Origin of the sequence: Kribbella sp. NBC_00662 (genome assembly GCF_041430295.1) — a bacterium.
Taxonomy (GTDB): Bacteria; Actinomycetota; Actinomycetes; order Propionibacteriales; family Kribbellaceae; genus Kribbella.
This window is the reverse complement of the sequence record NZ_CP109029.1, coordinates 7,437,080-7,460,800: the sequence shown is the minus strand read 5'-3', so window position 1 is coordinate 7,460,800 and position 23,721 is coordinate 7,437,080. Positions and strand designations below refer to the sequence as shown.

At 68.4% G+C, this 23,721-nt stretch carries 22 protein-coding genes; 11 read left to right on the top strand and 11 right to left on the bottom strand.

Annotation, left to right across the window (positions count from 1 at the left end):
• Nucleotides 1–30 precede the first annotated feature (30 nt).
• Complete coding sequence (locus OHA10_RS36725; protein WP_371403399.1) at nt 31–417, bottom strand: hypothetical protein; 387 nt, start codon at nt 415–417, stop codon at nt 31–33.
• 148 nt (nt 418–565) lie between these two features.
• Here OHA10_RS36725 and OHA10_RS36720 point away from each other — a divergent pair, with 148 nt between their 5' ends.
• The gene (locus OHA10_RS36720; protein ID WP_371403398.1) at nt 566–1,117 is read left to right on the top strand and encodes a YceI family protein; all 552 of its coding nucleotides are present in this window, start codon (nt 566–568) and stop codon (nt 1,115–1,117) included.
• Nucleotides 1,118–1,186: 69 nt separating this feature from the next.
• Here the strand turns inward: OHA10_RS36720 and OHA10_RS36715 are convergent, their stop codons facing one another.
• Nucleotides 1,187–1,672 carry a hypothetical protein gene (locus OHA10_RS36715; RefSeq protein WP_371403397.1) on the bottom strand — a complete coding sequence of 162 codons (486 nt, stop codon included), beginning with the start codon at nt 1,670–1,672 and terminating at the stop codon, nt 1,187–1,189.
• 100 nt (nt 1,673–1,772) lie between these two features.
• Entirely contained in the window at nt 1,773–2,423 is a 651-nt protein-coding gene (locus OHA10_RS36710) for a hypothetical protein (protein ID WP_371403396.1), read from the bottom strand.
• Nucleotides 2,424–2,566: 143 nt separating this feature from the next.
• On the opposite strand from OHA10_RS36710, the gene OHA10_RS36705 reads away from it, so the two are divergent.
• From OHA10_RS36705 to OHA10_RS36690, 4 genes are read left to right on the top strand one after another with little or no spacing between them, the layout of a single operon-like run.
• Nucleotides 2,567–3,226, top strand: coding sequence for a hypothetical protein (locus OHA10_RS36705; RefSeq protein ID WP_371403395.1), 660 nt, complete (start codon nt 2,567–2,569; stop codon nt 3,224–3,226).
• A 13-nt stretch (nt 3,227–3,239) separates the two neighbouring features.
• The gene (locus OHA10_RS36700; RefSeq protein ID WP_371403394.1) at nt 3,240–4,436 is read left to right on the top strand and encodes a sensor histidine kinase; all 1,197 of its coding nucleotides are present in this window, start codon (nt 3,240–3,242) and stop codon (nt 4,434–4,436) included.
• Complete coding sequence (locus OHA10_RS36695; RefSeq protein ID WP_371403393.1) at nt 4,411–5,076, top strand: response regulator; 666 nt, start codon at nt 4,411–4,413, stop codon at nt 5,074–5,076. Before OHA10_RS36700 ends, OHA10_RS36695 begins: the two co-directional genes overlap by 26 nt.
• Nucleotides 5,077–5,080: 4 nt before the next feature.
• Nucleotides 5,081–5,437, top strand: coding sequence for an MmcQ/YjbR family DNA-binding protein (locus OHA10_RS36690; protein WP_371403392.1), 357 nt, complete (start codon nt 5,081–5,083; stop codon nt 5,435–5,437).
• Here the strand turns inward: OHA10_RS36690 and OHA10_RS36685 are convergent.
• Nucleotides 5,434–6,099, bottom strand: a complete 666-nt coding sequence (locus OHA10_RS36685; RefSeq protein ID WP_371403391.1) for a maleylpyruvate isomerase N-terminal domain-containing protein — start codon at nt 6,097–6,099, stop codon at nt 5,434–5,436. The genes OHA10_RS36690 and OHA10_RS36685 overlap by 4 nt on opposite strands.
• 31 nt (nt 6,100–6,130) lie before the next feature.
• On the opposite strand from OHA10_RS36685, the gene OHA10_RS36680 reads away from it, so the two are divergent.
• Both OHA10_RS36680 and pgm read left to right on the top strand, forming a co-directional pair.
• On the top strand, nt 6,131–7,576 hold the full coding sequence (locus OHA10_RS36680) for a fused MFS/spermidine synthase (protein ID WP_371403390.1): 1,446 nt from the start codon (nt 6,131–6,133) through the stop codon (nt 7,574–7,576).
• 23 nt (nt 7,577–7,599) lie between these two features.
• Entirely contained in the window at nt 7,600–9,222 is a 1,623-nt protein-coding gene (gene pgm, locus OHA10_RS36675; protein ID WP_371403389.1) for a phosphoglucomutase (alpha-D-glucose-1,6-bisphosphate-dependent), read from the top strand.
• Here pgm and OHA10_RS36670 read toward each other — a convergent pair.
• Both OHA10_RS36670 and OHA10_RS36665 read right to left on the bottom strand, forming a co-directional pair.
• Complete coding sequence (locus OHA10_RS36670) at nt 9,219–9,593, bottom strand: DUF3037 domain-containing protein (protein WP_137257705.1); 375 nt, start codon at nt 9,591–9,593, stop codon at nt 9,219–9,221. The genes pgm and OHA10_RS36670 overlap by 4 nt on opposite strands.
• The gene (locus OHA10_RS36665; protein WP_371403388.1) at nt 9,593–10,330 is read right to left on the bottom strand and encodes a HipA family kinase; all 738 of its coding nucleotides are present in this window, start codon (nt 10,328–10,330) and stop codon (nt 9,593–9,595) included. Before OHA10_RS36665 ends, OHA10_RS36670 begins: the two co-directional genes overlap by 1 nt.
• Here OHA10_RS36665 and OHA10_RS36660 point away from each other — a divergent pair.
• Nucleotides 10,311–11,447 (top strand): glutamate--cysteine ligase, encoded by a 1,137-nt coding sequence (locus OHA10_RS36660; protein ID WP_371403387.1) that lies wholly within the window; start codon nt 10,311–10,313, stop codon nt 11,445–11,447. The genes OHA10_RS36665 and OHA10_RS36660 overlap by 20 nt on opposite strands.
• On the opposite strand, the gene OHA10_RS36655 is transcribed toward OHA10_RS36660, so the two are convergent.
• The 4 genes from OHA10_RS36655 to OHA10_RS36640 form a co-directional block, all read right to left on the bottom strand.
• Nucleotides 11,404–13,179, bottom strand: coding sequence for a glycerophosphodiester phosphodiesterase family protein (locus OHA10_RS36655; protein WP_371403386.1), 1,776 nt, complete (start codon nt 13,177–13,179; stop codon nt 11,404–11,406). The genes OHA10_RS36660 and OHA10_RS36655 overlap by 44 nt on opposite strands.
• A gap of 123 nt (nt 13,180–13,302) precedes the next feature.
• Nucleotides 13,303–15,960: an ABC transporter permease gene (locus tag OHA10_RS36650; RefSeq protein ID WP_371403385.1), complete on the bottom strand. Its 2,658-nt coding sequence runs from the start codon at nt 15,958–15,960 to the stop codon at nt 13,303–13,305.
• Nucleotides 15,957–16,706, bottom strand: coding sequence for an ABC transporter ATP-binding protein (locus tag OHA10_RS36645; protein WP_371403384.1), 750 nt, complete (start codon nt 16,704–16,706; stop codon nt 15,957–15,959). The genes OHA10_RS36650 and OHA10_RS36645 overlap by 4 nt, the downstream gene beginning before the upstream one ends.
• Before the next feature lie 124 nt (nt 16,707–16,830).
• Entirely contained in the window at nt 16,831–17,805 is a 975-nt protein-coding gene (locus OHA10_RS36640) for a helix-turn-helix domain-containing protein (RefSeq protein ID WP_371403383.1), read from the bottom strand.
• 137 nt (nt 17,806–17,942) lie between these two features.
• Here OHA10_RS36640 and OHA10_RS36635 point away from each other — a divergent pair, with 137 nt between their 5' ends.
• Nucleotides 17,943–21,248 carry a S8 family serine peptidase gene (locus OHA10_RS36635; RefSeq protein ID WP_371403382.1) on the top strand — a complete coding sequence of 1,102 codons (3,306 nt, stop codon included), beginning with the start codon at nt 17,943–17,945 and terminating at the stop codon, nt 21,246–21,248.
• A 186-nt stretch (nt 21,249–21,434) separates the two neighbouring features.
• Here OHA10_RS36635 and OHA10_RS36630 read toward each other — a convergent pair whose 3' ends face one another.
• On the bottom strand, nt 21,435–22,049 hold the full coding sequence (locus OHA10_RS36630; protein ID WP_371403381.1) for a hypothetical protein: 615 nt from the start codon (nt 22,047–22,049) through the stop codon (nt 21,435–21,437).
• 120 nt (nt 22,050–22,169) lie between these two features.
• On the opposite strand from OHA10_RS36630, the gene OHA10_RS36625 reads away from it, so the two are divergent.
• A complete protein-coding gene (locus OHA10_RS36625; protein ID WP_371403380.1) occupies nt 22,170–23,231 on the top strand; it encodes an alpha/beta fold hydrolase in 1,062 nt (353 codons plus the stop codon).
• Nucleotides 23,232–23,270: 39 nt separating this feature from the next.
• Nucleotides 23,271–23,693, top strand: coding sequence for a hypothetical protein (locus OHA10_RS36620; protein WP_371403379.1), 423 nt, complete (start codon nt 23,271–23,273; stop codon nt 23,691–23,693).
• Nucleotides 23,694–23,721: the final 28 nt, after the last annotated feature.

The window sequence follows — 23,721 nt, the reverse complement described above, 5'->3', positions numbered from 1 at the left end:
ACCGATTAACTCTGTTGCTGAGGGCAACAGTCAGCTGTCGGCGTACGACCCGGTCCGGGTCTCGTCGTGGTTGCGGAGGTCGACGCCGAAGTCGACCGACGCCTTCAGCCGCAGCAGCAGCGAGACCACCTCGGCGTCGTCGGGAGCGTCTGCGCCGAGGGTGAGGTCGGTCCCGCCCGTCTCGCCGGGGACGAGGGTGAACGTGAGCGTGCGGCCGAAGTACTGCAATCGGTAGAGCTCGTCCTGGACGGCCTGCTCGATCCGGCAGTCGCCGGCGCGTCCGTCCGCGAGCACGAACGAGATCACCCCGCCCGACTCCGGGGCCGATGTGGCCCAGAACCGCTCCCGGCCGAGCGACGTACTCACCGCGCGGTAGACGTCACTCGGCCCCGACGCGCAGAACACCTTCCGCTCCACCGAACCCCCGCTCTCTCCTCGATCGCGTCCATTCTCCGGCCCCGACGGGTCCACGAGATGAACACGCCGGGTGGGGGGTGGACTTCTGAGCGTCAAAGGTGAAATCTGTACTGTGTAAAGTTCAACTAGTCCTCTGGAGGAATCCGCGATGTCCAACGAGTACGCCGCACTGTCCGGCGACTACACGCTCGACGCGGCGCACACCCGGATCGGGTTCAGCGCCCGGCACGCGATGGTGACCAAGGTGCGGGGGGCGTTCGACGAGTTCGAGGGCTCGTTCCACATCGACGGCGAGAACCCGGCCAACTCGTCCGGAACGGTGACGATCCAGGCGAAGAGCATCAACACCCGCAACGGGCAGCGCGACGAGCACCTGCGCGGCAACGACTTCCTCGCGATGGACGAGTACCCGGAGATCACCTTCACCTCGACCGCGGTCAAGCCGACCGGCGACGGCGAGTTCGTGGTGACCGGCGACCTGACCATCCGCGGCGTGACGAAGCCGGTCGACGTGACGTTCGAGTACACCGGCGCGGCGACCGACCCGTTCGGCAACCAGCGCGTCGGCCTGGAGGGCTCGGTCGTGATCAACCGCAAGGACTTCGGCGTCAGCTGGAACGCGGCGCTCGAGGGCGGCGGCGTGCTGGTCAGCGAGAAGGTCACGCTGGAGCTCGAGGTCTCGGCGATCAAGAACGCCTGATCTGCACCTGATCTGCACCTGGTCTGGAGCCGTGGGTGTCGCCGAGTCCGGCGGCACCCACGCGTGCGTTCAGGCGTGGCGAGTCGTCTGGTGCAGGAGGGATTCGACGGCCTCGCGGAGTTCGGTGTCGTGGTCCGGGCCGGACCAGACGACGATGCGGCCCTTCTCGCCGAGCTTGGTGGTGACCAGGTCGCGGGCGGGTGTCGGGTCGCCCTGGTTGAGCAGTACGACGAGGCGCCGGCCGTCGCGCTGGAGCCGGTCGAGCAGCGGCGGGAGCGTGGAGCCGTGGAACACCCCGGGGTCGCTCTTCACCTTGGTCTCGATCATCACGCCGCGGCCGCGCACCACGAGCAGGAAGTCCGCGCGGTCCCGGGTGAATTCGCGATCGTGATAGATCCGAGCCTTCGGCCACAGCCGTTGCAGCGCCGCGTCGACCTCGGCGTCGTACTGGACGGCGAGACGACTGACGCGGGAGCTCGTCCGCCGGAAGGACTCCGGCGTACGGCGGCCGCCGAACCACGTCGGCAGCCAACGTCGGAAACTCGTGTCGATCATCAGGTGGACCCCTCGACCTAGCCGGCACTCAGGCGAGAGTGTTCCCGGGGGTGACCGAGGGAATCCGAGGGGCGCGCGATCGTGATCGCACTGGGACGAATCAGCAGGCGTCGGGGGTGGTGGTGCCGCCGTCGACGATCCAGCGGGACTGCTGGGGGAGGACGCGCATCTGGTCCAGCCAGCGGGTCGGGGTGGTGTTCGGGAGGACGGAGTGGCCGCGCGAGTTCACCGTGCGGGCGGCGGAGGTGTCGTAGCAGGCGCTGACGATCACGCCGTTCGACGCGATGGTTCGCTGCGCCCACAGGACCTTCGTGGTGCCGGTGTTGTGCAGCTTCTTCGTCCGGAAGTACTTCGCCTGGGCGCTGATCGCCTGGTACATCTTCGGCGTCATCACCTGCTGCAGCTGCGTGGTCCTGCCGCCGCCGCTGCGCATCATCGCGTCGAGCGCGATCCGGTAGGCGTAGTACGCGTTGACCACCGGGTCGTCGGAGCCGGCCTCCGCGGCCGCCTGGTCGGCGAGACTCGGCCGGGCCGCCTTCTGGGCGGCGGGCGCAGCGTTGGCGACGCCGGCGTCGGTGCCGCAGCCGGGAACGAGCAAAACCGGGATCAGCGTGGCGGCCACCGCCAGGTTCCGCATGCGCATGGTGTCCAGTACCTCCTGTTGGGCGCGGCCTCGCCGCTCGTGCCGTCGGGCAGCCCAGCGAGCCGTGTACGCCGTCCGGCACTGACCGTGTAACGTCGCGACACGCATCGTGGTCACTGTGACCTGGATCACACTTTGATCACAGGAACCCCCTACCGGGGTACTGATCGCCGGTTGGCTCTCGGGCCGGATGTGCCGGGAGCGTCCGATTTCTAGCCTCTATCTCAGGACCTGGGACTCGAGGAGACACGATGACGGACATACTCGGCCGCCCCGCGGCGCATGCGGAGCCGGCAGATCCGAAGCCGGCAGACAGCAGCGCACAGCGGCCGACACGGTCACGAGCCCGGTCGCTGGCGAGGTCGTTGGCAGGTTCGTTGGCGAGGTCACTGGCGTACGACGCGTTGCTGGCGCCGGTCAGTGCGCAGTCGCTGGCGGACGCGATGGTCGGGGAGCCGGAGGCGGCCGGGCGACGCTGGCGGCGGTTGGCGGCGTACCGACTCGGCTCGCGCGGGGTGGTCGGCGCGGACAGCGTCGGACCGCCCACCGCTGGAGTCGTGTTCGGGTACGGGCTGATCAGTGCGGTGCTCGGGCTGGCGAGCTGGTTCTTGATGCTGCTCGCGGTGATGGCTGTCGTGCGCGGACCGTTCTGGGGCTTCGTCGATCACGGCCCGATCGAGCCCGGCACCTGGGGCGGGCCGACGCGGGCCGGCGCATGGACGGCACACGGGCTGATCGCCGTACCGTGCATCATCGCGTTCCTGTTCGCGCTGCGGGGGATCGCGGCGCTGCAGGCCCAGCTGGTCAGGCCGCTCTACGGACTGGCAGCGCGCAAGTGGGTGCTTCCGGCAACTATCGTGCTCGCGGGTGGGAGTCTGGCGTTCTTCTGGTCGTGGTTCGAGCAGTTGTGAGTAGGGTCCAGTCGTGAACAAGTGGCCGCGCGGACGCTGGGCGTGGATGGCGGCGCTGGGGGTCGCAGCACTGCTCGTGCTGACCGTGATGGATCTCGGCCAGCACTACGAGGTCCAGCTCGGGGCCGTGCTGGCGCTCGCGCTGGCACGAGCGCTCGCCCTGAGTCTGGCGTGGCTCCGGCCGCGGGCGGCGATGTTGGTATCACTCATCACCACAGCCATCACCGCAGCGGTGACGACGCCGGTCAGCTCGAGCGAACCATGGCCATGGGGTACGACGGCTGCGTTCGGTCACTCGTTCGTCGTCGCGATCGCGGGCGCGCGTGGACTCGGCCGGCGTGAGCAGGTCGCGTGGTGGGTAGCGACTCAAGCCGTCGGCGTGGTCGCGGTCGAGCTGGCGCCGGACCGCGGCAGTTGGCGCGGTCTGATCACCATGGCTGTGCTGTCAGCAGTGGCAGTCGTGGTCGGCGACCTGATCCACACCCGCGGTCAGACGAACAGGCGGCTGGCTGAGCAGGAGACCATCACCAGGGCCGAGCGCGCCGAGCGGGAGCGTCTGCAGGAGCGCGCCCGGATCGCTCGCGAGCTGCACGATGTTGTGGCGCACCACCTGTCGGTTGTCGTCGTCCGTGCGGACAGTGCGCCGCACCGGCTGACCGACGTACCGGATGACGTTCGTGAGGAGTTCACCGAGATCGCCAACGCGGCACGTGTCTCGCTGACGGAGATGCGTCGAGTACTGCGCCTGCTGCGCGAGCCGGTCGAGCAGCCGCCGATGGGGGAGTTGGGTCCGCAGCCCGGGCTCGAGGAGCTGGCTGACCTCGTCGAGAGCACGCGTCGGGCTGGTGCGGATGTGCGGCTGACGGGTGAGGTCCCGACGGGCTTCGACGAGACGGTTGAGCTCACGGCGTACCGAGTCGTGCAGGAAGGGCTCAGCAACGCGGTGCGGCATGCACCGCACGCAGCAGTTGAGGTGTCGGTCAGGCAGAGGGGTCATGAGCTGGAGGTGACCGTGCACAACACGCCGCCACCTGGCAGCCCTACGCCGGCGCCGGGCAGTGGTCATGGGCTGACGGGGATGCGTGAGCGGGTGGCGCTCGTGGAGGGGACGGTGAGCGCTGCGACGACCCCAGAAGGCGGTTATCTGGTGCAGGCGATCATTCCGGTCCGGCAGGAGGTGGCGAGTGGCGATCACGGTCATGGTGGTTGACGACCAGGAGATGGTGCGGGCCGGGTTCAGCGCACTGCTCGATGCGCAGCCGGATCTTCAGGTTGTCGGACAAGCCGGCGACGGTGCGCAGGCGGTCGAACTGGCCGCAGACCTGAAGCCGGACGTGATCCTGATGGACGTTCGCATGCCGGTCCTCGATGGCCTCGCCGCGACCAGGCGCATCCTGGCCGACTCGACGCCGGGCGAGCCGCCGCGGGTCGTGATGCTGACGACGTTCGACCTCGACGACTACGTGTACGCCGCCCTCCGCGCCGGCGCGAGCGGCTTCTTGCTGAAGCACTCCACTCCGGACGAGCTGGCCGCCGCAGTGCGGGTCGTGGCCGCCGGTGATGCGCTGCTCGCGCCGTCTGTCACCCGTCGGCTCGTGGAGGACTTCGCGCGGGCACAGCCCGTCGTACCGATCACTCCGGTGCATCTGACGCCGCGGGAGACCGACGTACTGCGGCTGGTTGCGCGCGGGCTCTCCAACCGGCAGATTGCCGACGAACTGGTCCTCGCCGAGCAGACCGTCAAGACACATGTCAGCAACATCCTGACCAAGCTGGACCTGCGAGATCGTGCGCAGGCGGTCGTCTACGCCTATGAGGCGGGCGTGGTGACCCCAGGTCCGCGACACTAGGGCGATGGACGTTCTCGAACGCGTACGCCGCCTGTGCCTGGCTATGCCCGAGGCGACCGAGCGGCCGAGTCATGGCGAGCCGACCTGGTTCGTGCGGGACAAGAAGGTGTTCGTGATGTACGCCGACCACCACCACGACGACCGCCTCGGTGTGTGGATGGCGGCGCCACCCGGCGTACAGGAGGCGCTTGTCGCCGAGGACCCGGAGCACTTCTACCGGCCGCCGTACGTCGGCCACCGCGGCTGGCTAGGCGTGTACCTGGACGTGGATGTCGACTGGGAGCACTTCGAGGACCTGGTCGAGAACGCCTATCGCCAGATCGCTCCGAAGACTCTCATCGCCAGGCTGGACGAGGTCTAGTCGTTCAACGGCACCGAGGTCTGCGGGAGCCTGGCGAGCTCGCTGCTCCAGCTCGTGGCGTGCTCCGGTGAGTCCCACTCCCAGTCCAGGATCTGCGCGGTACTGCGGCGGCCGAAGATGGCCCGGAACAGTTCGTAAGAGCTGGTGTGAGCCACAGCAGTCGGACCGTCGGAGCCGGCCGAGTAGGTGCCGTCCGGTGTGATGACGGTCAGCGGACCTGGCTGGTCGAGCATCCAGTCCAGCGTGGCGAGCCAGAGTTCAGTAGGCGGGCGGCCGCTGCCGATGGCGCCGTGCAGGTCGGCTTCGTGGACTGCAGCGTCGACGTACGGGTTGCAGACCAGCGGATGAGAGGTGGTGCCGTCGACGATCAGCTTCTCCAGCTGTGGTCCGACAGTGGCCCACTCGTCCAGTACCTCCGAGATCGGCAGGTTGCGGCGCCTCTCGACCTGTACTGCGGTCCACGGCGGGCGCGGCGCACCGACGACGTTGCCGACCACGAAGTCGGCCGCCACACCGGTGAGGTGCGAGATCAGGCTGTGCACGCTCCACTGCGGACAGGCGGGCACCTGACGATCGAGGTCCTCCAGGCTGAGGTCGCGGACCGCGTCTGCCATCCGCTCACGGCCGGCGTGGTAAAGCTCCGCACTTCTCGTTGGGTCCATCACGTCTACATTGCACCGATAGGGTGACGCGATGGGCAAGGGCGAAGCTGGTCCGGTCGGTCAGAAGCTGGCGATTGCACTGGCGTTCGGGAGCTCCGCCGCCGTGATGGTGCTCGAGCTCGTCTCGCTCCGGCTGGTCGCGCCGTACATCGGGCTGACGCTGGAGACGAACACCGCGGTCATCGGAGTCGCACTGGCTGCGATCGCGACCGGTGCGGCGCTCGGTGGCAAGTTCGCCGACGTGGTGCCGCCGCAGCGAACCCTTGGCCCGCTGATCCTGTTCGGTGGCGCATTGGTGATGCTCATTCTCCCGGTGGTGCGGTGGACCGGCCAGGCGCTCGCCAACGACATGGTGTTCCTCGTCCTCGCCGTCACACTGTTCGCGCCCGCGTCGCTGCTGGCAGCCGTCACACCGATGGTGACCAAGCTGCGCCTGTCCACGCTGGAGCAGACCGGCACTGTCGTCGGCAGACTGTCCGCGTACGCGACGGTCGGCGGCATCGTCGGCACTGTGCTGACCGGATTCGTGTTCGTCGCCACCGTACCGATCAGCACGATCATCCTGACGCTGGGCGCCGCGCTGGTCGTCGTCGGTGCCGCACTGACCTTCCTGCTCCGTGGCGTGCAGGCAGCGGTGAAGCCGGTCGCCCTCGCGGTCATCGGCGCCACGTTGACCGTGGTCGCGCCACGTCCCTGTGAGGTCGAGACGGCGTACCACTGCGCCCGAGTGGTCGCGGACCCCGGTCGTGAGGGTGGACGGACGCTGTACCTCGACCAGCTACGGCACTCGTACGTCGACCTGGACGATCCGACCTATCTGGAGTTCGAGTACATCAAGAACTTCGCTGCGGCGATCAACGGCAGTTGGCAGGCTGAGAAGCCGCTGGACGTGCTGCACGTGGGCGGTGGCGGCCTGACGATGCCGAGGTACCTGACGGCGACCCGGCCCGGCAGCAAGCACCAGGTGTACGAGATCGACTCGGCGGTCGTGGAGCTCGACAAGAAGGAGCTCGGAGTACGGACCGGACCCGACCTGGCCGTGACGGTGCAGGACGGCCGGCTCGGCGTGCGGTCCGAGGCCACGGACAGCCGCGACTTGGTCATCATGGACGCGTTCAGCGGGCAGTCCGTGCCGTGGCACCTCACCACTCGCGAGCTGATCACCGACGTACGCCGGGTGCTGCGGCCGGACGGGATCTACCTGATCAACGTCATCGACCACGGGCCGACCCGATTCGCGAAGGCAGAGGTCAGGACGCTGCAGGCGGTGTTCCCGTACGCCGCGATGATCGCGCGGAAGAGCGGCACCGGCGGGAACTTCGTGCTGATCGGGTCGGACCGGCCGATCGACGTACCTGCGATCAACAGCCGGCTCGAGCCGGGGATGGAGATCCTGGATCAGCCGAGCACTGACGGGCCGGTGCTGACCGACGACTTCGCTCCCGTCGACCAGTTGCTCACGCCGTACGGTCAATGATGCTCTTGTGGTTGCATGTGGTCATGCACCCACGCGCAGGCCAGCCCGCTCAGCCCGAGGACCTCGTCGACGTCGATGCCATGCTGGCGGCGTACGACGACATCACGCCGGACGTGGACAATCCGGCCCAGAAGGTCGTCTTCGGTACGTCGGGACATCGCGGCTCGAGTCTCGACGGCGCCTTCAACGAGGCGCACATCCTGGCGATCACCCAGGCCGTCTGCGAGTACCGGGCCGGTCAGGGTACGACGGGGCCGCTGCTCGTCGGCCGGGACAGTCATGGCCTGTCGGAGCCGGCCTGGCGCACCGTGCTCGAGGTGCTGGCCGGCAACGACGTACAGACGCTCGTGGACAGCGCCGACCGGCTCACGCCCACCCCTGCGGTCTCGCACGCCATCCTGCGGCTCAACCGTGGCGCCGGCGCGGACGCGGACGGCATCGTCATCACGCCGTCGCACAACCCGCCGCGCGACGGCGGCATCAAGTACAACCCGCCGCACGGCGGTCCGGCCGACTCCGACGCGACCAAGTGGATCGCGGACCGTGCCAACCAGCTGATCGCGGGGGGCAACCGCGAGGTACGCCGTACGCCGTTCGCGCAGGCCCGTCAGCAGGCGGGCGACTACGACTTCGTCGGGCACTACGTCGACGACCTCCCGTCCGTGGTCAACCTCGCGGCGATCCGCGATGCCGGTGTGAAGATCGGCGCCGACCCGCTGGGTGGTGCGAGTGTCGACTACTGGTCCGCGATCGCCGAGCGGCACGGTCTCGACCTGACCGTGGTGAACCCGCGGATCGATCCGGCCTGGTCGTTCATGACGCTGGACCACGACGGCAAGATCCGGATGGACTGCTCCTCGCCGTACGCGATGGCCTCGCTGGTAGCGCAGCGGGACAAGTACGACGTGGCGACCGGGAACGACGCGGACGCGGACCGGCACGGCATCGTCACGCCGGACGCCGGACTGATGAACCCGAACCATTACCTGGCCGTCGCGATCTCCTACCTGTTCAGCAACCGCCAGTGGAGTGCGGACGTCGCCGTCGGGAAGACGCTGGTGTCGTCTTCGCTGATCGACCGCGTGGTCGCCGATCTGGGTCGTCGCCTGTGGGAGGTGCCGGTCGGCTTCAAGTGGTTCGTGCCTGGGCTGATCGACGGCTCGGTCGGCTTCGGTGGTGAGGAGTCGGCCGGAGCGAGCTTCCTGCGCTTCGACGGCACGGTGTGGACGACCGACAAGGACGGGATCCTGCTGGCGTTGCTGGCCAGTGAGATCACCGCTGTGACGGGGGAGACGCCGTCAAAGGCCCACGCGAAGCTGGTGGATCGGTTCGGTGCGTCGGCGTACTCACGGGTGGATGCACCTGCCACACGCGAGCAGAAGGCCAAGCTGTCGGCCCTGTCCGCAGACGCGGTCACGGCGACCGAGCTGGCCGGCGAGCCGATCGTGGACAGGCTGACGAAAGCACCGGGCAACGGAGCCGCGATCGGTGGGCTGAAGGTCACCACCGAGTCGGCGTGGTTCGCCGCCCGCCCCTCCGGGACCGAGGACCTCTACAAGATCTACGGCGAGTCCTTCAAGGGCGCCGAACACCTGGAGCAGGTCTTCGAACAGGCCCGCGAGGTCGTGTCCGAAGCACTGGCCTAACGCACGAAGGCGTCGAGCAACCGCTCCAGGTCCGCAGCGGGATCCTCAGTGATCCCGCTGTGGATCGGTCCGGGATGTACGACGGTACTGCGAGGCGCAGCCAGCCACCGGAACCGCTCGCTGATCGTGGTGCCGGCTGCCGGTCCTCCAGCCGCCTCACCCGCACAAATCGCCCGAATCTGATCCAGTGACGCGCACACGACGTCCACGTCGACTGCTGGGTCCAGCGCCCTCAAACGCTCGGGCTTCACGTCCCAGCCGGCGCCCAGGTAGTCCAGTGCGCGGCAGTAGAGCACCGCGCCGACGTTGATGAACTCACCCCGCTGGATGCGCGGCGCGGCGCGCAGGATCACGTAGTCGAAAGGTGCCATCACCGCGCACCTCCCGGCACCCAGGCCGCCCGATTCCCCAGCCGCGCCAGCAGGTGCCCCAGGTACCGCTCCCGATCACCGTCTGCGATCCACTCGTCCGGCACGAGCTCGATCACCTCCGTCAACAGCTCGGGTGTGATCGCCGCGGCCAGCTCCGCGTCGACCTTGGCGACGCCCGGGACCGCGACCGAGAACACGTGGTCGGACGCGTCGTACGGCAGCGAGGCGAACTTCTCCGCGGACATCCACGAGTGGTGGAAGTACAACGCGGCGCCGTGGTCGATCAGCCACAGGTCCTTGTGCCAGACCAGCAGGTTCGTGTTGCGCCACGACCGGTCCACGTTCGCGACGAACGCGTCCAGCCAGAGGATCCGGGCCATCGCCTCGTCACCGGGGTTGCCCGCCGAGCCGTCGTACCCGAACGAGCCGGGGAGGAAATCGACGGCGAGGTTGAGTCCGGCGCTGCGGATCAGCAGCTCCTGGATCTCGAAGTCCGGCTCGGACTTGCCGATCGCCGGGTCGAGCTGGATCAGCTTCAGCTCCGGCACCCGCAGGCCGAGGCGGCGGAACAGCTCGCCGACGATGACCTCGGCGACGAGCGCCTTCGGGCCCTGGCCGGCGCCGTGGAACTTGATCACGTAGGTGCCGAGATCGTTGCCCTCGACAACACCAGGCAACGACCCGCCCTCACGCAACGGCAGCACGTACCGGGTCGCGGTGACAACAGGCAGACTCACGCCGGAGAGCTTAGGCCATGGGTACCTGGCCGGCGTGAGGGTTCCGTCGTTCGGAGTAGAAGAAGAGCTCATGCTGGTATCCGCCACCGGTGATCCACTGCCGCGCAGCAAGGCAGTCGTGGCGGACCTGCCAGACGTAGAGCTGGAGCTGACGCGCGCCATGGTGGAGATCAACTCGCCGGTCTGTCAGACGGCCGGCGAGTTGCGTAGGCACCTGGATACGATGCGTGCCGAGCTCGCCGGCGCCGCCGCGGCGGAGGGCGCCCGGCTGCTTGCCATTGCAGTGCCACCGCAAGGCAAGCCGGCCCAGGCGATCACCAACAAGCCGCGCTACCAGGAGCTGGCGCTGCGCTGGGGGCTGCTGGCGCGTGAACAGGGCGTCTGCGGGTGTCATGTCCACGTCGAGGTCCCGGACAAGCAGGCCGCTGTCAGAGCCAGCAATCACGTACGGCCATGGCTCCCGGCGCTCCTGGCCCTCACCGCGAACTCCCCGATCTATCTGGGTCGTGACACCGGCTTCGCGAGCTGGCGGTGGCTGATGACGACCCGGTGGCCGTGCGCGGGCCCACCGCCGTACCTGGAGTCGCCGGAACACTTCGACGCTCTGGTGAGCATGCATCTGGCCGCGGGCACGCTCATCGACGAGCGGATGGTCTATTGGGACATCCGCCCGTCCACCCACCTGCCGACGGTGGAGGTGCGGGTCAGCGACGTACCACTGACCGTTGACGAGACCGTTCTCCTGGCCACACTCGTCCGTGCACTGGTGATGACAGCGCTGGAGGACGGCAGTCAGGGCCCGAGGCTCGAGCCTGAGGTACTGCGGGCCGCGTACTGGCTGGCTGCCCGTGACGGCCTGACCGCGAACGGCGTCGACGTTCGCACCGCCGAACCGATGCCGGTGGCCGAACTCCTGAAGAGGCTGCGGCAACACGTCGAACCGGCATTGCAGGAGCTCGACGCGCTGGAGCTGGTCGACGACGGACTCCAGCGCGCGCTCACCGACGGCAACGGTGCGATCAAGCAGCGCAACGCGTTTCGTGAGGGCGGCGACTTCACCGCCCTCACACAAGTCAGCGTAGGAAGTCCTCCAGACCGTGCAGGTCGTCGGTGTTGATGTAGTCGACGTTCGCGGCGACCAGTTCGCGCCAGAGCGCCTCGCGGGACGCGCCCGGGGTGTCCGGAGTCTCCCAGAACCTCACCTTGTAGCCGGCGTGGTGAGCGCTGACGACGATGTCGCGCAGCTTGGTCCTCTCGGCCTCCGGCATCGGGCCGACGCCGCGCCAGGTGAACACGTTGGACCAGTTGTCGCTGACCAGTGGCATCAAGGACGCCGGCATACCGGAATGCAGATCGCCCAGGCGGCCGTCGTACCCGGCGTAGCGGACGTTCTGCGCCTTCATGTCGTCCAGCGGACGGTTGCCACTGATCACCGAGGTGACAGCGCCCTCGTGCACGCGGCCGTTGACGAAGATCGTGCTGATCCCGCGGTACTTGGTCAGTGCCTGGTGGACGGCGGCGTACGTCGACGGGCCGTCGCTCTTGATGTCGATCAGCAACTGGAAGTCACGGCCGTGCTTGTACACCTGCCCGTGGTTCTGCCGGACCCGATCCGCCAGCGGCTTCAGGTAGAGGCTCTCCAGGTTGCGACCGGGCTTGGCGTCGGCGAGGTCGTGTGCGACGCGCAGTTCACCGTCGACCAGCCAGACGTCGGCCTCGACGCTGTTGAACCCGCGGTCGAGCGCATCCTGCAACGGCCGCCGGTGGTCGTAGTCGTTGTGCGCATGCGCCGACGGCAACGCCCGTACGGCGGGAGCGTCGTACGCCTGCGGGAGCCGGATCCCTTCGGACCGTACGACGTCGCGCACGCGGTCCGGGTAGTCGCTGATGATCCCGTCGACGCCCTGGTCGACGAACCACTTGATCGTGGCCGGATCGTCGACGGTCCACGGGATGACCTTCAGACCGGCCTTGTGCGCCGCCTTCACGGTGTCTTTGCTGAAGTACGGGCGGAACGCCGGGTCGGTGATCTTGCCGCCCTGCGGGAAGCCGTCGACGGGCGAGATCGCCGAGGCGCCGAAGGACTTGACCGCCCTGATCGGGTCGCCGCCGAAGTCGTCGATGTCGATCCCGCCCAGCCACGGCGACTTGCCGGGCTTGCCGACCTGCAGGAAGTCGAAGTTGTCCAGCGCGACCAGCGGCAGCTGCGGCATCACCTGGTGCATCCGCATCAGCGAACCCCAGTCGAAGCTCTGGATCGTCACCTGGCGGGCGATGTTCGCCTTGCGGATCTCACTGGCGACCACCTGGACGAACTGCTCGCGCGGAGCGGTCTCCGTCGGGGCACCGGCCTCGACCTTGGTCTCGACGTTCAGCTTCACGCCGTACGCGCGGTAGCGGTGCACCAGCGTGAAGATGTCACGCAGCTCGGGCATCCGAGCGCCCGGGTCGGGCTGCTGCTCGGGGAAGTTCGACTGCGGCAGCGAGCCGCAGTCGAGCTGCTTGACCTGCTTCAGCGACAACGTGTTGATGAACTTGCCGACGTACGGGTACTCGGGGTCGCCCGGTGTGTACGGCGCGGTGTCGCGGCACTTCTTGCCGTCGACCTTCCGGTCGTGGGTGACGACGGCGTACCCGTCCTGGGTGATCTGGACGTCGAGCTCCAGCGTGCTGACGCCGAGCTCGAGACCGTGTGAGAACGAGGCGATCGTGCTCTCCACGGTGAGCCCGAGCCCACCGCGGTGGGCCTGGATGTCGAAATCGGCACGGTGGGCGTAGGCCGGGGCGGCCGGAAGCAGTAGCCCGGCGATCAGCGCGCACGGAAGCAGTGCGCGGGGAAGGCGGCGCATGAGGGGTTCCTTCCGGAGGGGTTGTGGGCGGATAGTCCCGAGGCTGTCTGCCGCAGGAGTACCCACACCCTCGCGAACGTAGCCGGTAGGTGTCCAGCCGGCTACGGAGCGGAGCCGATCATGCTATTCGTACTGGAGCGCTTCCAATGGGTTCAATTTGGCGGCGCGACGGGCAGGCCAGATCGCGGCGAAGATCCCGACCACCACCGAGACGACGGCGAAGATCACCAGTTGGGCGACCGGAATGGTGAACGAGATCTCGTCCAGCCGCGCGGCCAGCAGCGATGCGAGCACGAGGCCGAGGACGATCCCGATGACCGCGCCGATCAGCGCGGTGATCACGCTCTCCTGCCGGATCATCCGCTTGACCTGGCCGCGGGTCAGGCCGATCGCGCGCAGCATGCCGAGCTCGCGGGTCCGCTCGAAGACGGTCAGCACGAGCGTGTTGACGATGCCGAACAGACTGACCAGCACGGACAGCGCCAGCAGCACGTAGAGCACGTTCAGGATGCTCTTGATGCTGTCGGTCTGCGCCTTCTTGAACTCGTCCCGCGTCAGGGCCTTGGCGTTCGGGAACGTCCGCAGGGCATCGTTCAGGGTCGCGGTGTTCGCCGCGGTCACGCCGCCGCTCATGTTCACGAACGTGTACAGGTTCAACGGCTGCGAGGTGGTCGCGTCGAACGTGGCCGTCGAGATCGTCACGTTCCCGAACGGCGAGCCGCCCGCCGGTGGGCGGAACACGCCCTTCACCTGCAGTTGCAGGGTCTTCCCGGTGGCCGTCTCCATCGCGAAGCGCGACCCGAGGACGAGCGCGTGGCTGTCGGCGTACGCCGCGTCGACGATCGCGCCGTCGGTGCCGAGCTCGCCGAGCGACGCCTGCGATCCGGAGCGCCAGTCGAAGGTGAGCAGCTCCGGCGCCTCCGGGTCGACCGCTGTGATCGTGATGGTCTTGTCGAACGCCTTGGCCTGACCGCCGCGCACGCTGGTGACCTTCTCGACCCCGGGCACCTTCGCGACCTCCGCGGCGACCGGTGGCGGCAGCGGGCTGAAGTTGTTCTGCGCGGTGATCGCGTAGTCGGCGCTGAAGATCCCGTCGACGGCCTGCTCGAACGGTCTGATCAGACCCGCACCCAGCGTCGCGACCAGCGTGACCAGGGCCAGCCCGATCATCAGCGCCGCCGCGGTGGATGCCGTCCGGTGTGGATCCCGACGGCTGTTCTGTCCGCCGATGGCCACGGCCGGCCCGTCCGGCAGTACGCCGGGGAACTCGGTACGCCGACCGAACAGTCGTCGTATCGCCCACAACGGCACCAGCACGAACGGCCAGATCAGAGCGGTCAGTACGACGACCGACCAGCGCGCGATCGGATCGGACACCGCCGCCAGCGGCCGGACGAGACGCGAGGAGAACAAAGCGATGCCGATGAACAGCAGCAACACCCCGGCGCCGAGCAACGTCAGCAGCGTCTTGGTCGAGAGTCCGTCCGCGAACAATCCGACCAGCACCAGCGCGATACCGCCCGCGGCGAGCAGCGCAGCACCCACTGGCCGATAGCGATTCAGCCGCCCGGGAGCCAGCGTTGCGCCCTCGCGCACGGCCGCGATCGGCGGCACCCGAGTCGCCCGCCACGCCGGGCGCAGGCTTGCCAGAACAGTGACCAGTACGCCGACGATCAGCGCGACCACGATCGTCCGGGTCCGGAACACCAGCCCGTTGTTCGGCAGTGTGAAGCCGACCGCGTCGAAGAGCTTGAACAACCCGGTAGCGATCGCCAACCCGAGGAACAGCCCCACCACCGACGCGACCAAGCCGGTGACGAACGCTTCCAGCACCACCGTGCCGAGGAGTTGCCGCCGCGAGGCACCGAGCGTGCGCAGGGTCGCGAACTCCCGGGTGCGCTGGGCGATCGTGATCGACAGCGAGTTCGCGATCACGAACGAGCCGACGAACAGGGCGATCCCGCCGAACACCAGCAGGAACGTCTGCAGGAAGCTCAGGAAGCTCGACGTACCGGCCGCGTCCTCCTTGGCCTGTTCGTCCGCGGTCCGGACCTGCGTTGCCTCCGGCAAGATTTGCCGTACGGCGTCGAGCAGCTGCTGCTCGCTGGTCCCGGACTTGGTCGCGATCAGGATCTGGTCGAGCCTGCCGGTCTTGTCGAACAACCGCTGCGCCGTGCCGAGGTCGAACCCGGCCAGCGTCGCACCGCCGATCGACGACACCGCGCCGAACTCGACCAGCCCGGAGATCTTCATCTGCACGGCCGCGCCGCGGGCCTGGACGCCGATCGTGTCGCCGGTCGCGAATCCCTTCTCCTTGGCGGTTTTCGTGTCGATCACGACCTGGTCGCCACTGGGCCAAGCACCCGAGACCAGGGTGAGTGAGTTGAACTGCGGCAGCGTCGGGTCGACGCTGAAACCGAGGTTCGGGGCGCCGCCGAAGACGATCGACTTGCCGTCCTTGCCGATCAGCTGCGCCTCACCGTTGACCGAGCCGCCGGCCGCACCGACCTCGGGCAGCGCGCGGACCTTCGTGAGCAGGCCGGCGTCGAACGGGGGAGCGGTCACGGTCCCGTCCTGGGACGCGTCGAACGCGTTCTTGCCGGTGATCGCGGCGTCGGTGTTCTTGTAGTTCTGGGTGAAGATCGAGTCGAACGCGGACGTGATCGAGTCGGTCAGCACGTAGGTGCCCGAGATCAGCGCGACCCCGAGCACGACGCCGATCGCGGTCAGCGCCGTACGGAGTTTGCGGGCCAGCAGGCCCTGGAGCGCGAACTTGATCACTGCAGGTCCAGCGTGTCGATGATCTGGAGGATCTCGTGCTGGTTGGACCGGCCGGTCTCCTTCACGATCTCGCCGTCGGCCAGGTAGAGCACGCGGTCGGCCATCGCGGCGGCCTTGGCGTCGTGCGTCACCATCACCGTGGTCTGGCCGTACTCCTCGACCGAGGACCGCATCAGCGTGAGGATCTCGCCGCTGGTCCGGGAGTCGAGGTTGCCGGTCGGCTCGTCGGCGAAGACCACGGTCGGCCGTGACACCAGGGCCCGCGCGATCGCGACCCGCTGCTGCTGGCCGCCGGACAGCTCGGCCGGCCGGTGCTCGAGGCGGTCGGCCAGACCGACCCGGCCGACCAGCTCGTCGAAGAATTCCGGATCCGGCTTCGCGCCGGCGATCGTCAGCGGCAGCAGGATGTTGTCGCGGGCGGTCAGCATCGGCAGCAGGTTGAAGAACTGGAAGATGAAGCCGATGTGCTGACGACGCAGCTTGGTCAGCGCGTCGTCACCGAGCGTCGTGATCTCGATACCGTCGATCTTGACCGAGCCGGACGTCGGCCGGTCCAGCCCGGCCAGGATGTGCATCAACGTCGACTTGCCCGAACCGGACGGCCCCATCACGGCCGTGAGCTGCCCGGGCTCGATCCGTACGCCGACGCCGCGCAGCGCGTGCACTGCGGTATCGCCTTCGCCGTAGACGCGGACCAGATCCTTCGCATCCACGACCTCGATGACTTCGCTGACTGTCCCCTCCATTGCCGATCGCCCTCCCTGGCTGATCAGCGGCCACCCCAGACGACCGGTCGACAAACTGCTCCGAGTCTGCTCGCGTTCGCCCGGGACCGACAGGGGGTTATCCCCGGATCCGACCCTGAACGGCTCAGATCCACCCGCGGCGGGCCGCGTGGAAGCCGAGCTGGAGGCGGGTGTCGGCGGAGACGAGGTCCATCAAGGCTCGGACGCGGCGCTGGACCGTGCGCATGGACAGGTTGAGTTGGTTGGCCACGGCCTGGTCGGTGAGGCCGGCGAGGAGCAGGCCGAGGATGCGGGCGTCCAGATCGGGCAATCCGTCAGTCAGGCCTTCGGCCATCCCGTTCGAGCCCAGTACGAGCGGAAGCCCGTCACGCCACACACGGTCGAACAGAGCGAGCAGTGCGTCGAGCATGCCGCTGCTGTGCACGATCAGTGCGCCGATGTTGCCGCCCGCTCCGGACAGCAACGGCACCAGCGCGATCCGTCGGTCAACGATCAGCAGCCGCATCGGAAGCTCCTGTACGACGCGGACCTCCTCGCCGGCGTTCAACGAGTCGGATGCGGCCGCGAAGAACCCAGGCCGGTTGAACGCGCTCCGCTCGATCAGCACGCGGTACCGCACTCCCCGTGTGACGGCGGCGTCCTCCTCCTTGTTGTCTTCGGGTGGCACGACCGCGATCTCTGCCTTGACGAAGCCGAGCACCTCCTCGCGCGCCGACATCTGCAGCTGTGCGAACCGCTGACCGACCGCGTTGGCTCCCCGCACCACGTCCACCACGTCACTGACCGACCGCTCGGTGTCCGTGCCCCGGTACACCTCCGCCAGCGACTCGATCTCGCGCTGCGCTCGTCGCAGCTCCTCCTCGCGCTGCACAGCCAATGCGGACAGCGCGACGGACGGCGGTGAGGCGACGTACCGGTCCGAGCTGCCGCTGGACCGGGCGGCGAGCCCGAGCGTCTCCAGGGCGGTCAAGGAGCGGGCCGCCTCGATCGGGTGACAGCCGAGTCGGGCAGCGAGCTCGGCAGCGTCGTACGACGGCACCTCGACGAGGGCGCGGTACGCGAGTTCTTCGGAGTCATCCAGTCCGAGCACGTCGAGCACGATGCCTCCCGGTGGGCGGGGGAGTGGGAGTCAGAGCCTGGCGGGTAACCGCATTGTCGCAATCTTGCCATCGACTGCCCATCCTTCGCTGGCGGTTTTGCGATGAACTCGTCCCCATGCGCAAAGCCTTGATAGGCGTGGCCATTTCCGCCCTTTCCGCCCTTCTCGCCCTCCCAGTCACTCCAGCGACCGCCTCGTCGCCCGAGCCCTCGCTGCCGGTCCAGGTCGACGGCACCAAGAACGTCACCCTGATCACCGGCGACAAGGTGCAGGTGTCCCCAGCCGGCTCCGGTCGCAGCAACGTGCGCTTCTTCCCCGCAGCAGCTGCTGACTCCGGTTACGAGACCCGGACTGTCGGCAAGGACCTGTACGTCGTACCCGACAGCGCCGCCCGGCTCGTCAACAGCGGCAAGGTGGACCAGGCGCTGTTCAACGTGAGCGGTCTGATCCGGCAGGGGTACGACGACTCGTCCACTGACCAGATCCCCGTCATCGCGACCTACAAGCCGACCGCCCGCGCCGCCCAGGAGGCTGTCCCCGCCGGATCCACTCGCACGCGGATGTTGCCCTCTGTGAGTGCGGCGGCCTACAAGACCGACAAGACCCGTGCTCACGACACCTGGCAGGCCTTGTCGTCCGGACGGGACGTGCAGAAGCTCTGGCTAGACCTGAAGGTGCACAAGACCCTCGACCAGAGCGTCCCGTACGTCGGAGCCCCGCAGGCCTGGGCTGCCGGGTACGACGGCACCGGTACGACGGTCGCCGTACTGGACTCGGGTGTCGACGCCGAGCACCCGGACCTGGTCGGTGCGGTCAAAGAGCAGAAGAACTTCACCGACAGCCCAGATGTAGCCGACCATGACGGTCACGGCACGCACACGTCCTCCACCGTCGCCGGCCGGGGCGTCGCCTCCAACGGCCGCAACAAGGGTGTCGCTCCGGGCGCGCAACTGCTGTCCGGCAAGGTCCTGAACGACTCCGGCAGCGGTGACCTCTCCTGGATCATCGCCGGGATGGAATGGGCCGTCGCCGAGGGCGCCGACGTGATCAGCATGAGCATCGGTACGTCGGAACCGGTCGACTGCACCGACCCGATGGCGGCCGCCGTCGACCGGATCAGCGCCGAATCCGGAGCACTCTTCGTCGTTGCTGCGGGCAACCTCGGTGGACCCGCCGAGGTGATCACCAGCCCGGGCTGCGCCGCGTCGGCGATGACCGTCGCCGCCACCGATCTCACGCAGACCACCGCGGACTTCTCCAGCCGCGGTCCGGTGCTCGCGAACCACGCGGTCAAGCCCGACATCGCAGCGCCCGGTGTGGACATCACCGCGGCTCGGGCCGGTGGCCGCGGCGACTCGGCGTACATCGACATGAGCGGTACGTCGATGGCGACACCGCACGTTGCCGGTGCGGCGGCGATCCTCAAGCAGGAGCACCCGACCTGGACCGGCCGGCAACTGAAGGCGGTCCTGCAGAACTCGGTACGTGCGGAGAGCAAGGTCGGCATCTACGAGCAGGGCGCCGGTGAGCTCGACGTCGCGCAGGCGGTGACGCAGCAGGTCACTGGTCCGGCCACCGCCGATCTCGGCACGTTCGCCTGGCCACACACCTCGGCTCAGAAGGTCACCAAGCAGCTGACCTACCACAACGACGGCACCGAGCCCGTCGCGTTGACAGTCACAGCCGATGCCCGCGGCAACAACGGGAAACCGTTGCCTTCGTCCCTGATCACCTTCGGCAGGTCGGTGACGATCCCGGCCGGCGGCACCGCCGACCTGCCCGTCACCGTCGACCCGTCCACGGCGATCGACCACGGCCTGTACGGCGCGATCAGCACCCGCGTGGTTGCCAAGAGCAACAGCGGGCAGACGGTGGTGACGCCGCTCGGGTTCTACCTCGAGCCCCAGTACGTCGACGTCACGTTCAAGCTGATCGACCGCGACGGGAAACCGGCCACGTCGATCTCCTCGCTGGACGTCTTCGATCTCGACAGCATCGCCGCGCAGCGCGTCGGCTTCGACGGCGCCGACCAGACCCTGCACCTGCGCGCCGGCACCTACTCGCTGGCCGCGACCGTCGCACACGACGGCGCCGACGGTTTGGTCGACTCGTACGCGTTTCTCGGCGATCCCGAGATCACCCTCACGAAGAACACCACGATCACGTACGACGCCCGCAGCGCCGCCGAGGCGACCGTGACAACCGACAGGCCGACGCAGCGCAAAGGCGGCAGCCTGACCTACGGGCGGGTGATCGACAACTGGATCCTGTCGTCCAGCCGCAGCTACGGCACCACGGTGAAGTCGATCTACCTGGGTACGACGTCCAAGGCCCGGCGCGGGACGTTCGAGGTGGTCGAAGGGTGGCAGTACGCATCCCCGGCCGGTGGGACGTCGCCGTACCTCTACAGCCTGGCGTTCACGCACGAGCAGCAGGTGAAGGGCAAGCCGACGCACCGGGTCCGCGACCGCGACCTGGCGACAATCGATGCGACGTACTACACACCGGGCAAGGACTACACCTACTCCGAGTACGTCGACGTGTGGCGGCCGTGGAGCATCAACCTGATCCCGACCGGCGATCGCGGATCGGTCGCGGCGCCGACGCGCGTGCAGCATCTCGTCACCGCCGACAAGGACACCAAGGTGTCGCAGATGGTCGGGCACTCGGACGCGATGGCGTGGCCGTTCGCGACGCTGATGACGTCGACGGCGACGGCGTACAGGGCGGGCAGCCGGCACAGCGAGAGCTGGTACAAGGCCGGACTGCGGCCGGGGCTCGTGACCGATCAGACGACCGGCCAGAAGTACGCTTCGGCGGCGCGTGACGGCAACACGATCTGGAGCAACTTCGCCAGCTGGGCCGACACGCAACCGGGTCACTTCTCGTCGCAGGGTTTCCTCGATCTCGGTGGCACCGAACTGTTCGCGAACGGCATCTCGCTCGGGGAATACGGGTACTACGGCCAGGGCGTTTGGGACGTACCGGCCGCGGCGACCGATCTCGAGCTGAAGTACAACCTGATCCGCTGGCAGCGTGGCGACTACAAGTGGGAGTCACCCTCGACGGTCGAGACCCGGTGGAAGTGGCGCAGTTCGTCGGCGGACGCGGGCAAGCCGCTGCCGCTGCTGTTCCCCGATTACGACCTGCCGGTCGACCTGCACGACCGCGCGCCGCGGGTGCCGGCGTTCCCGGTCACGATCACCGCCGAGTCCGGCCAGTGGTACACCGCCGGCCGCTTCACGACAGCGCGAGTGTCGGCGTCGTACGACGACGGCGCGACCTGGACAACCGTCCCGACGATCAACCTCGGCACGAAGGCGATCGCGCTGGTCAACAACCTGAAGGCGACGTCGTTCGTCACGCTGAAGGTCGAGCTGACGGACACCCACGGGAAGTCGGTCACGCAGACGCTGAACCACTTCTACGGGGTGGTGAGTTAGAGGTGCCGGACCGGGAAGCGCCTCACGGCGCGTGGCCGCTCGTAGCGGCTAATTTTGGGACCCGGGGCTTGCACCGGCCCGACACCTCGAACAGTGTAACTGGTGCCCAAACCCCTTGTCCTGTTGGGATCTCGGGCTTCAAGACGCACCAACTTCCGCTATAACATCCGAACGCGCCGGACGCAACTACCACAGATGTCCGGCGCGTTCGGCCCGCGCGGCGGTCTGCAGCTGGTCTGCGGTCTCGACCAGTTTCGACGCGGACAGCACCCGGTCGTGACCGTCGTCCGCGAGGTGCGCCCGCCCGGTCGCGACGATCCGCGCGAAGGCGGCCGCCCGGTCCAGCGTGGTGGCGAAATCGCCGGTCGCGACACCCCGCAGTACCGCGTCGACCATGTCGCGGACCTCGGCCGGTCCGGGCGGCTCGGCGACGCCCGCGACGACGGCGTGCACCTCGGCGAACTTGCGGCCGGTGGCGAACTCGCGGGAGACCTCTTCGGCGTTCGAGTGCACCCAGGACCGCAGTACGTACAGCCGCCAGAGCGCCCCGGGCAGCGACTCGGCGGGGGAGTCGGACCACAGCTCGGCCAGTTCGTCGAGACCGTACTCGTCGGCGAGCTTCACCACCCGGGCGTGCACCTCGGCGTCCTCGGACTTCCGCACGCCGCGGACCAGCAGCTCGGCGGTCCGGTGCGCGGCCTCGGTGACGGTCGCCGGGTCCGCGGCACCGGGCAGCGACTCGAACAACTTGTTGCCGGGCAGGATCGGACGGCGCGGGTTGGGGGTGGTCACGGCGTCCATGGTGCCTGACCCGGCGAATGTCCGCATGCCGACGCGACCCGGCGTTCCGAATTGGGTCCGCGAAGGCCTGCCTGCGCCTGCGAACGCCCGCCCCAGCCGGCACGGTCGTACGATCGATTGGTGAGGCAGAGGGTCGGGTACTGCGCGGCGCCGGATGCGGTGAAACTGGCGTACGCCGTACACGGCTCCGGCCCGCCCATCGTCCGGGTGGCGACCTGGATGACGAACCTGGAGTTCGACTGGGAGAGCCCGGTGTGGCGGCACTGGCTCGACGCGCTCGGGGACGGCCACACGCTGATCCGGTACGACGAACGCGGCTGCGGGCTCTCGGATCGCGATGTCGACGAGATCTCGCTCGACGCCTGGGTGGCCGACCTCGAGGCGGTGGTCGACGCCGCGGGCCTCGACCGGTTCGCTCTGCTCGGTGTCTCGACGGGCGTGGCAGTCGCGGTCACGTATGCGGCCCGTCACCCCGAACGGCTCACCCACCTGGTCCTCTACGGCGGCTACGCGCGCGGTCGAGCCCTCCGCGGTGAGAGCGAACGCCGGCTGCAGGACGCGCTTGTCGCCGCGATCTCGGCCGGCTGGACCGATCCCGATCCCACTTTTCGCCACCTGTTCAGCATGCTGTTCCTCCCGGCCGGCACACCCGAACAGATGGGCTGGTACGACGACCTGCAACGGAACTGCACGTCGGCCGCGACCGCGGTCCGGATCTACAACGCGCGAAGTGGCATCAATGTGGTCGACGCGGCCGGGCAGGTGCGGACGAGAACGCTGGTCATGCACCCGGCGAGCGACCGCGTCGTACCGATCGGTGAAGGTCGGCTGCTCGCCACCTTGCTCCCCGACGCGCGACTGGTCGAGCTGGAATCGGCGAACCACATCCTGTTGTCGGACGATCCGGCGTGGCCAACCTTCGTCTCGGAGCTTCGCGACTTCCTGGGGACGAAGCCGACCACCGCCGTGCCGGGCGTCGAGGAGCTCAGCCGGCGCGAGTTGGAGGTCCTCGAGCTGGTCGCGGCGGGTCTGACCAATGAGGCGATCGCGGAGCGGCTGAGCCTCAGTGTCCGCACAGTGGAGCGTCATCTGACGAACACGTACGCCAAGCTGCGCGTCTCCGGCAAAGCCGGTCGCGCCGCGGCTGCGGCCAGGTTCTCCGCGAGCTCGCCGACCTTGTGAACGCCGCCGCGTAACCCCGGTGCCAGTACGCTCGGGTGCATGGCGGGTGCGGGGAAACCGAGCGGCAAGCTGGCCAAGAACATCGTCAAGTACGGCGTGCGGTACGGACCGCTCGTCGTCGAGGCGGTGCGGCACGGGCGAGAGCCGGCGCAGCAGGCGGTGCAGGCCGCGTGGGCGAAGCGGTCCGCGCGCCGGAAGGCGGTCGAGCACGCTCTCACCGTGCGCGACGGCTCCTTGCTGAAGGTGATCAAGGACGGTCAGGCGATCTTCTTCGTGTTCTCCGGCGACGCGATCGTGACGACGTACCCGCCGGTGCCGCAGGCGACGTACCCCGAGCTGCTGCGGCACGCGGACCTGGACAAACGCGAGCCGGCCGTCGTCCTCGCGGCGCGGAAGCCCAAGCCGCACCTGCCGCATCTGCCGAATCTGCCGAATCTGCCGAAGGTGCGCCGCAAAGGTTGACGCAGGCGTAACATTCCGGACCCGGCGG

What these genes read in the sequence shown, in the direction of transcription:
- OHA10_RS36680 (WP_371403390.1), top strand. Translation starts at nt 6,131, where the DNA reads ATGGGCAAGGGCGAAGCTGGTCCGGTCGGTCAGAAGCTGGCGATTGCA.
- OHA10_RS36685 (WP_371403391.1), bottom strand. Translation starts at nt 6,099, where the DNA reads ATGGACCCAACGAGAAGTGCGGAGCTTTACCACGCCGGCCGTGAGCGG.
- OHA10_RS36690 (WP_371403392.1), top strand. Translation starts at nt 5,081, where the DNA reads ATGGACGTTCTCGAACGCGTACGCCGCCTGTGCCTGGCTATGCCCGAG.
- OHA10_RS36620 (WP_371403379.1), top strand. Translation starts at nt 23,271, where the DNA reads ATGGCGGGTGCGGGGAAACCGAGCGGCAAGCTGGCCAAGAACATCGTC.
- OHA10_RS36710 (WP_371403396.1), bottom strand. Translation starts at nt 2,423, where the DNA reads ATGCGTGTCGCGACGTTACACGGTCAGTGCCGGACGGCGTACACGGCT.
- OHA10_RS36720 (WP_371403398.1), top strand. Translation starts at nt 566, where the DNA reads ATGTCCAACGAGTACGCCGCACTGTCCGGCGACTACACGCTCGACGCG.
- OHA10_RS36705 (WP_371403395.1), top strand. Translation starts at nt 2,567, where the DNA reads ATGACGGACATACTCGGCCGCCCCGCGGCGCATGCGGAGCCGGCAGAT.
- pgm (WP_371403389.1), top strand. Translation starts at nt 7,600, where the DNA reads ATGCACCCACGCGCAGGCCAGCCCGCTCAGCCCGAGGACCTCGTCGAC.
- OHA10_RS36715 (WP_371403397.1), bottom strand. Translation starts at nt 1,672, where the DNA reads ATGATCGACACGAGTTTCCGACGTTGGCTGCCGACGTGGTTCGGCGGC.
- OHA10_RS36630 (WP_371403381.1), bottom strand. Translation starts at nt 22,049, where the DNA reads ATGGACGCCGTGACCACCCCCAACCCGCGCCGTCCGATCCTGCCCGGC.
- OHA10_RS36645 (WP_371403384.1), bottom strand. Translation starts at nt 16,706, where the DNA reads ATGGAGGGGACAGTCAGCGAAGTCATCGAGGTCGTGGATGCGAAGGAT.
- OHA10_RS36670 (WP_137257705.1), bottom strand. Translation starts at nt 9,593, where the DNA reads ATGGCACCTTTCGACTACGTGATCCTGCGCGCCGCGCCGCGCATCCAG.
- OHA10_RS36655 (WP_371403386.1), bottom strand. Translation starts at nt 13,179, where the DNA reads ATGCGCCGCCTTCCCCGCGCACTGCTTCCGTGCGCGCTGATCGCCGGG.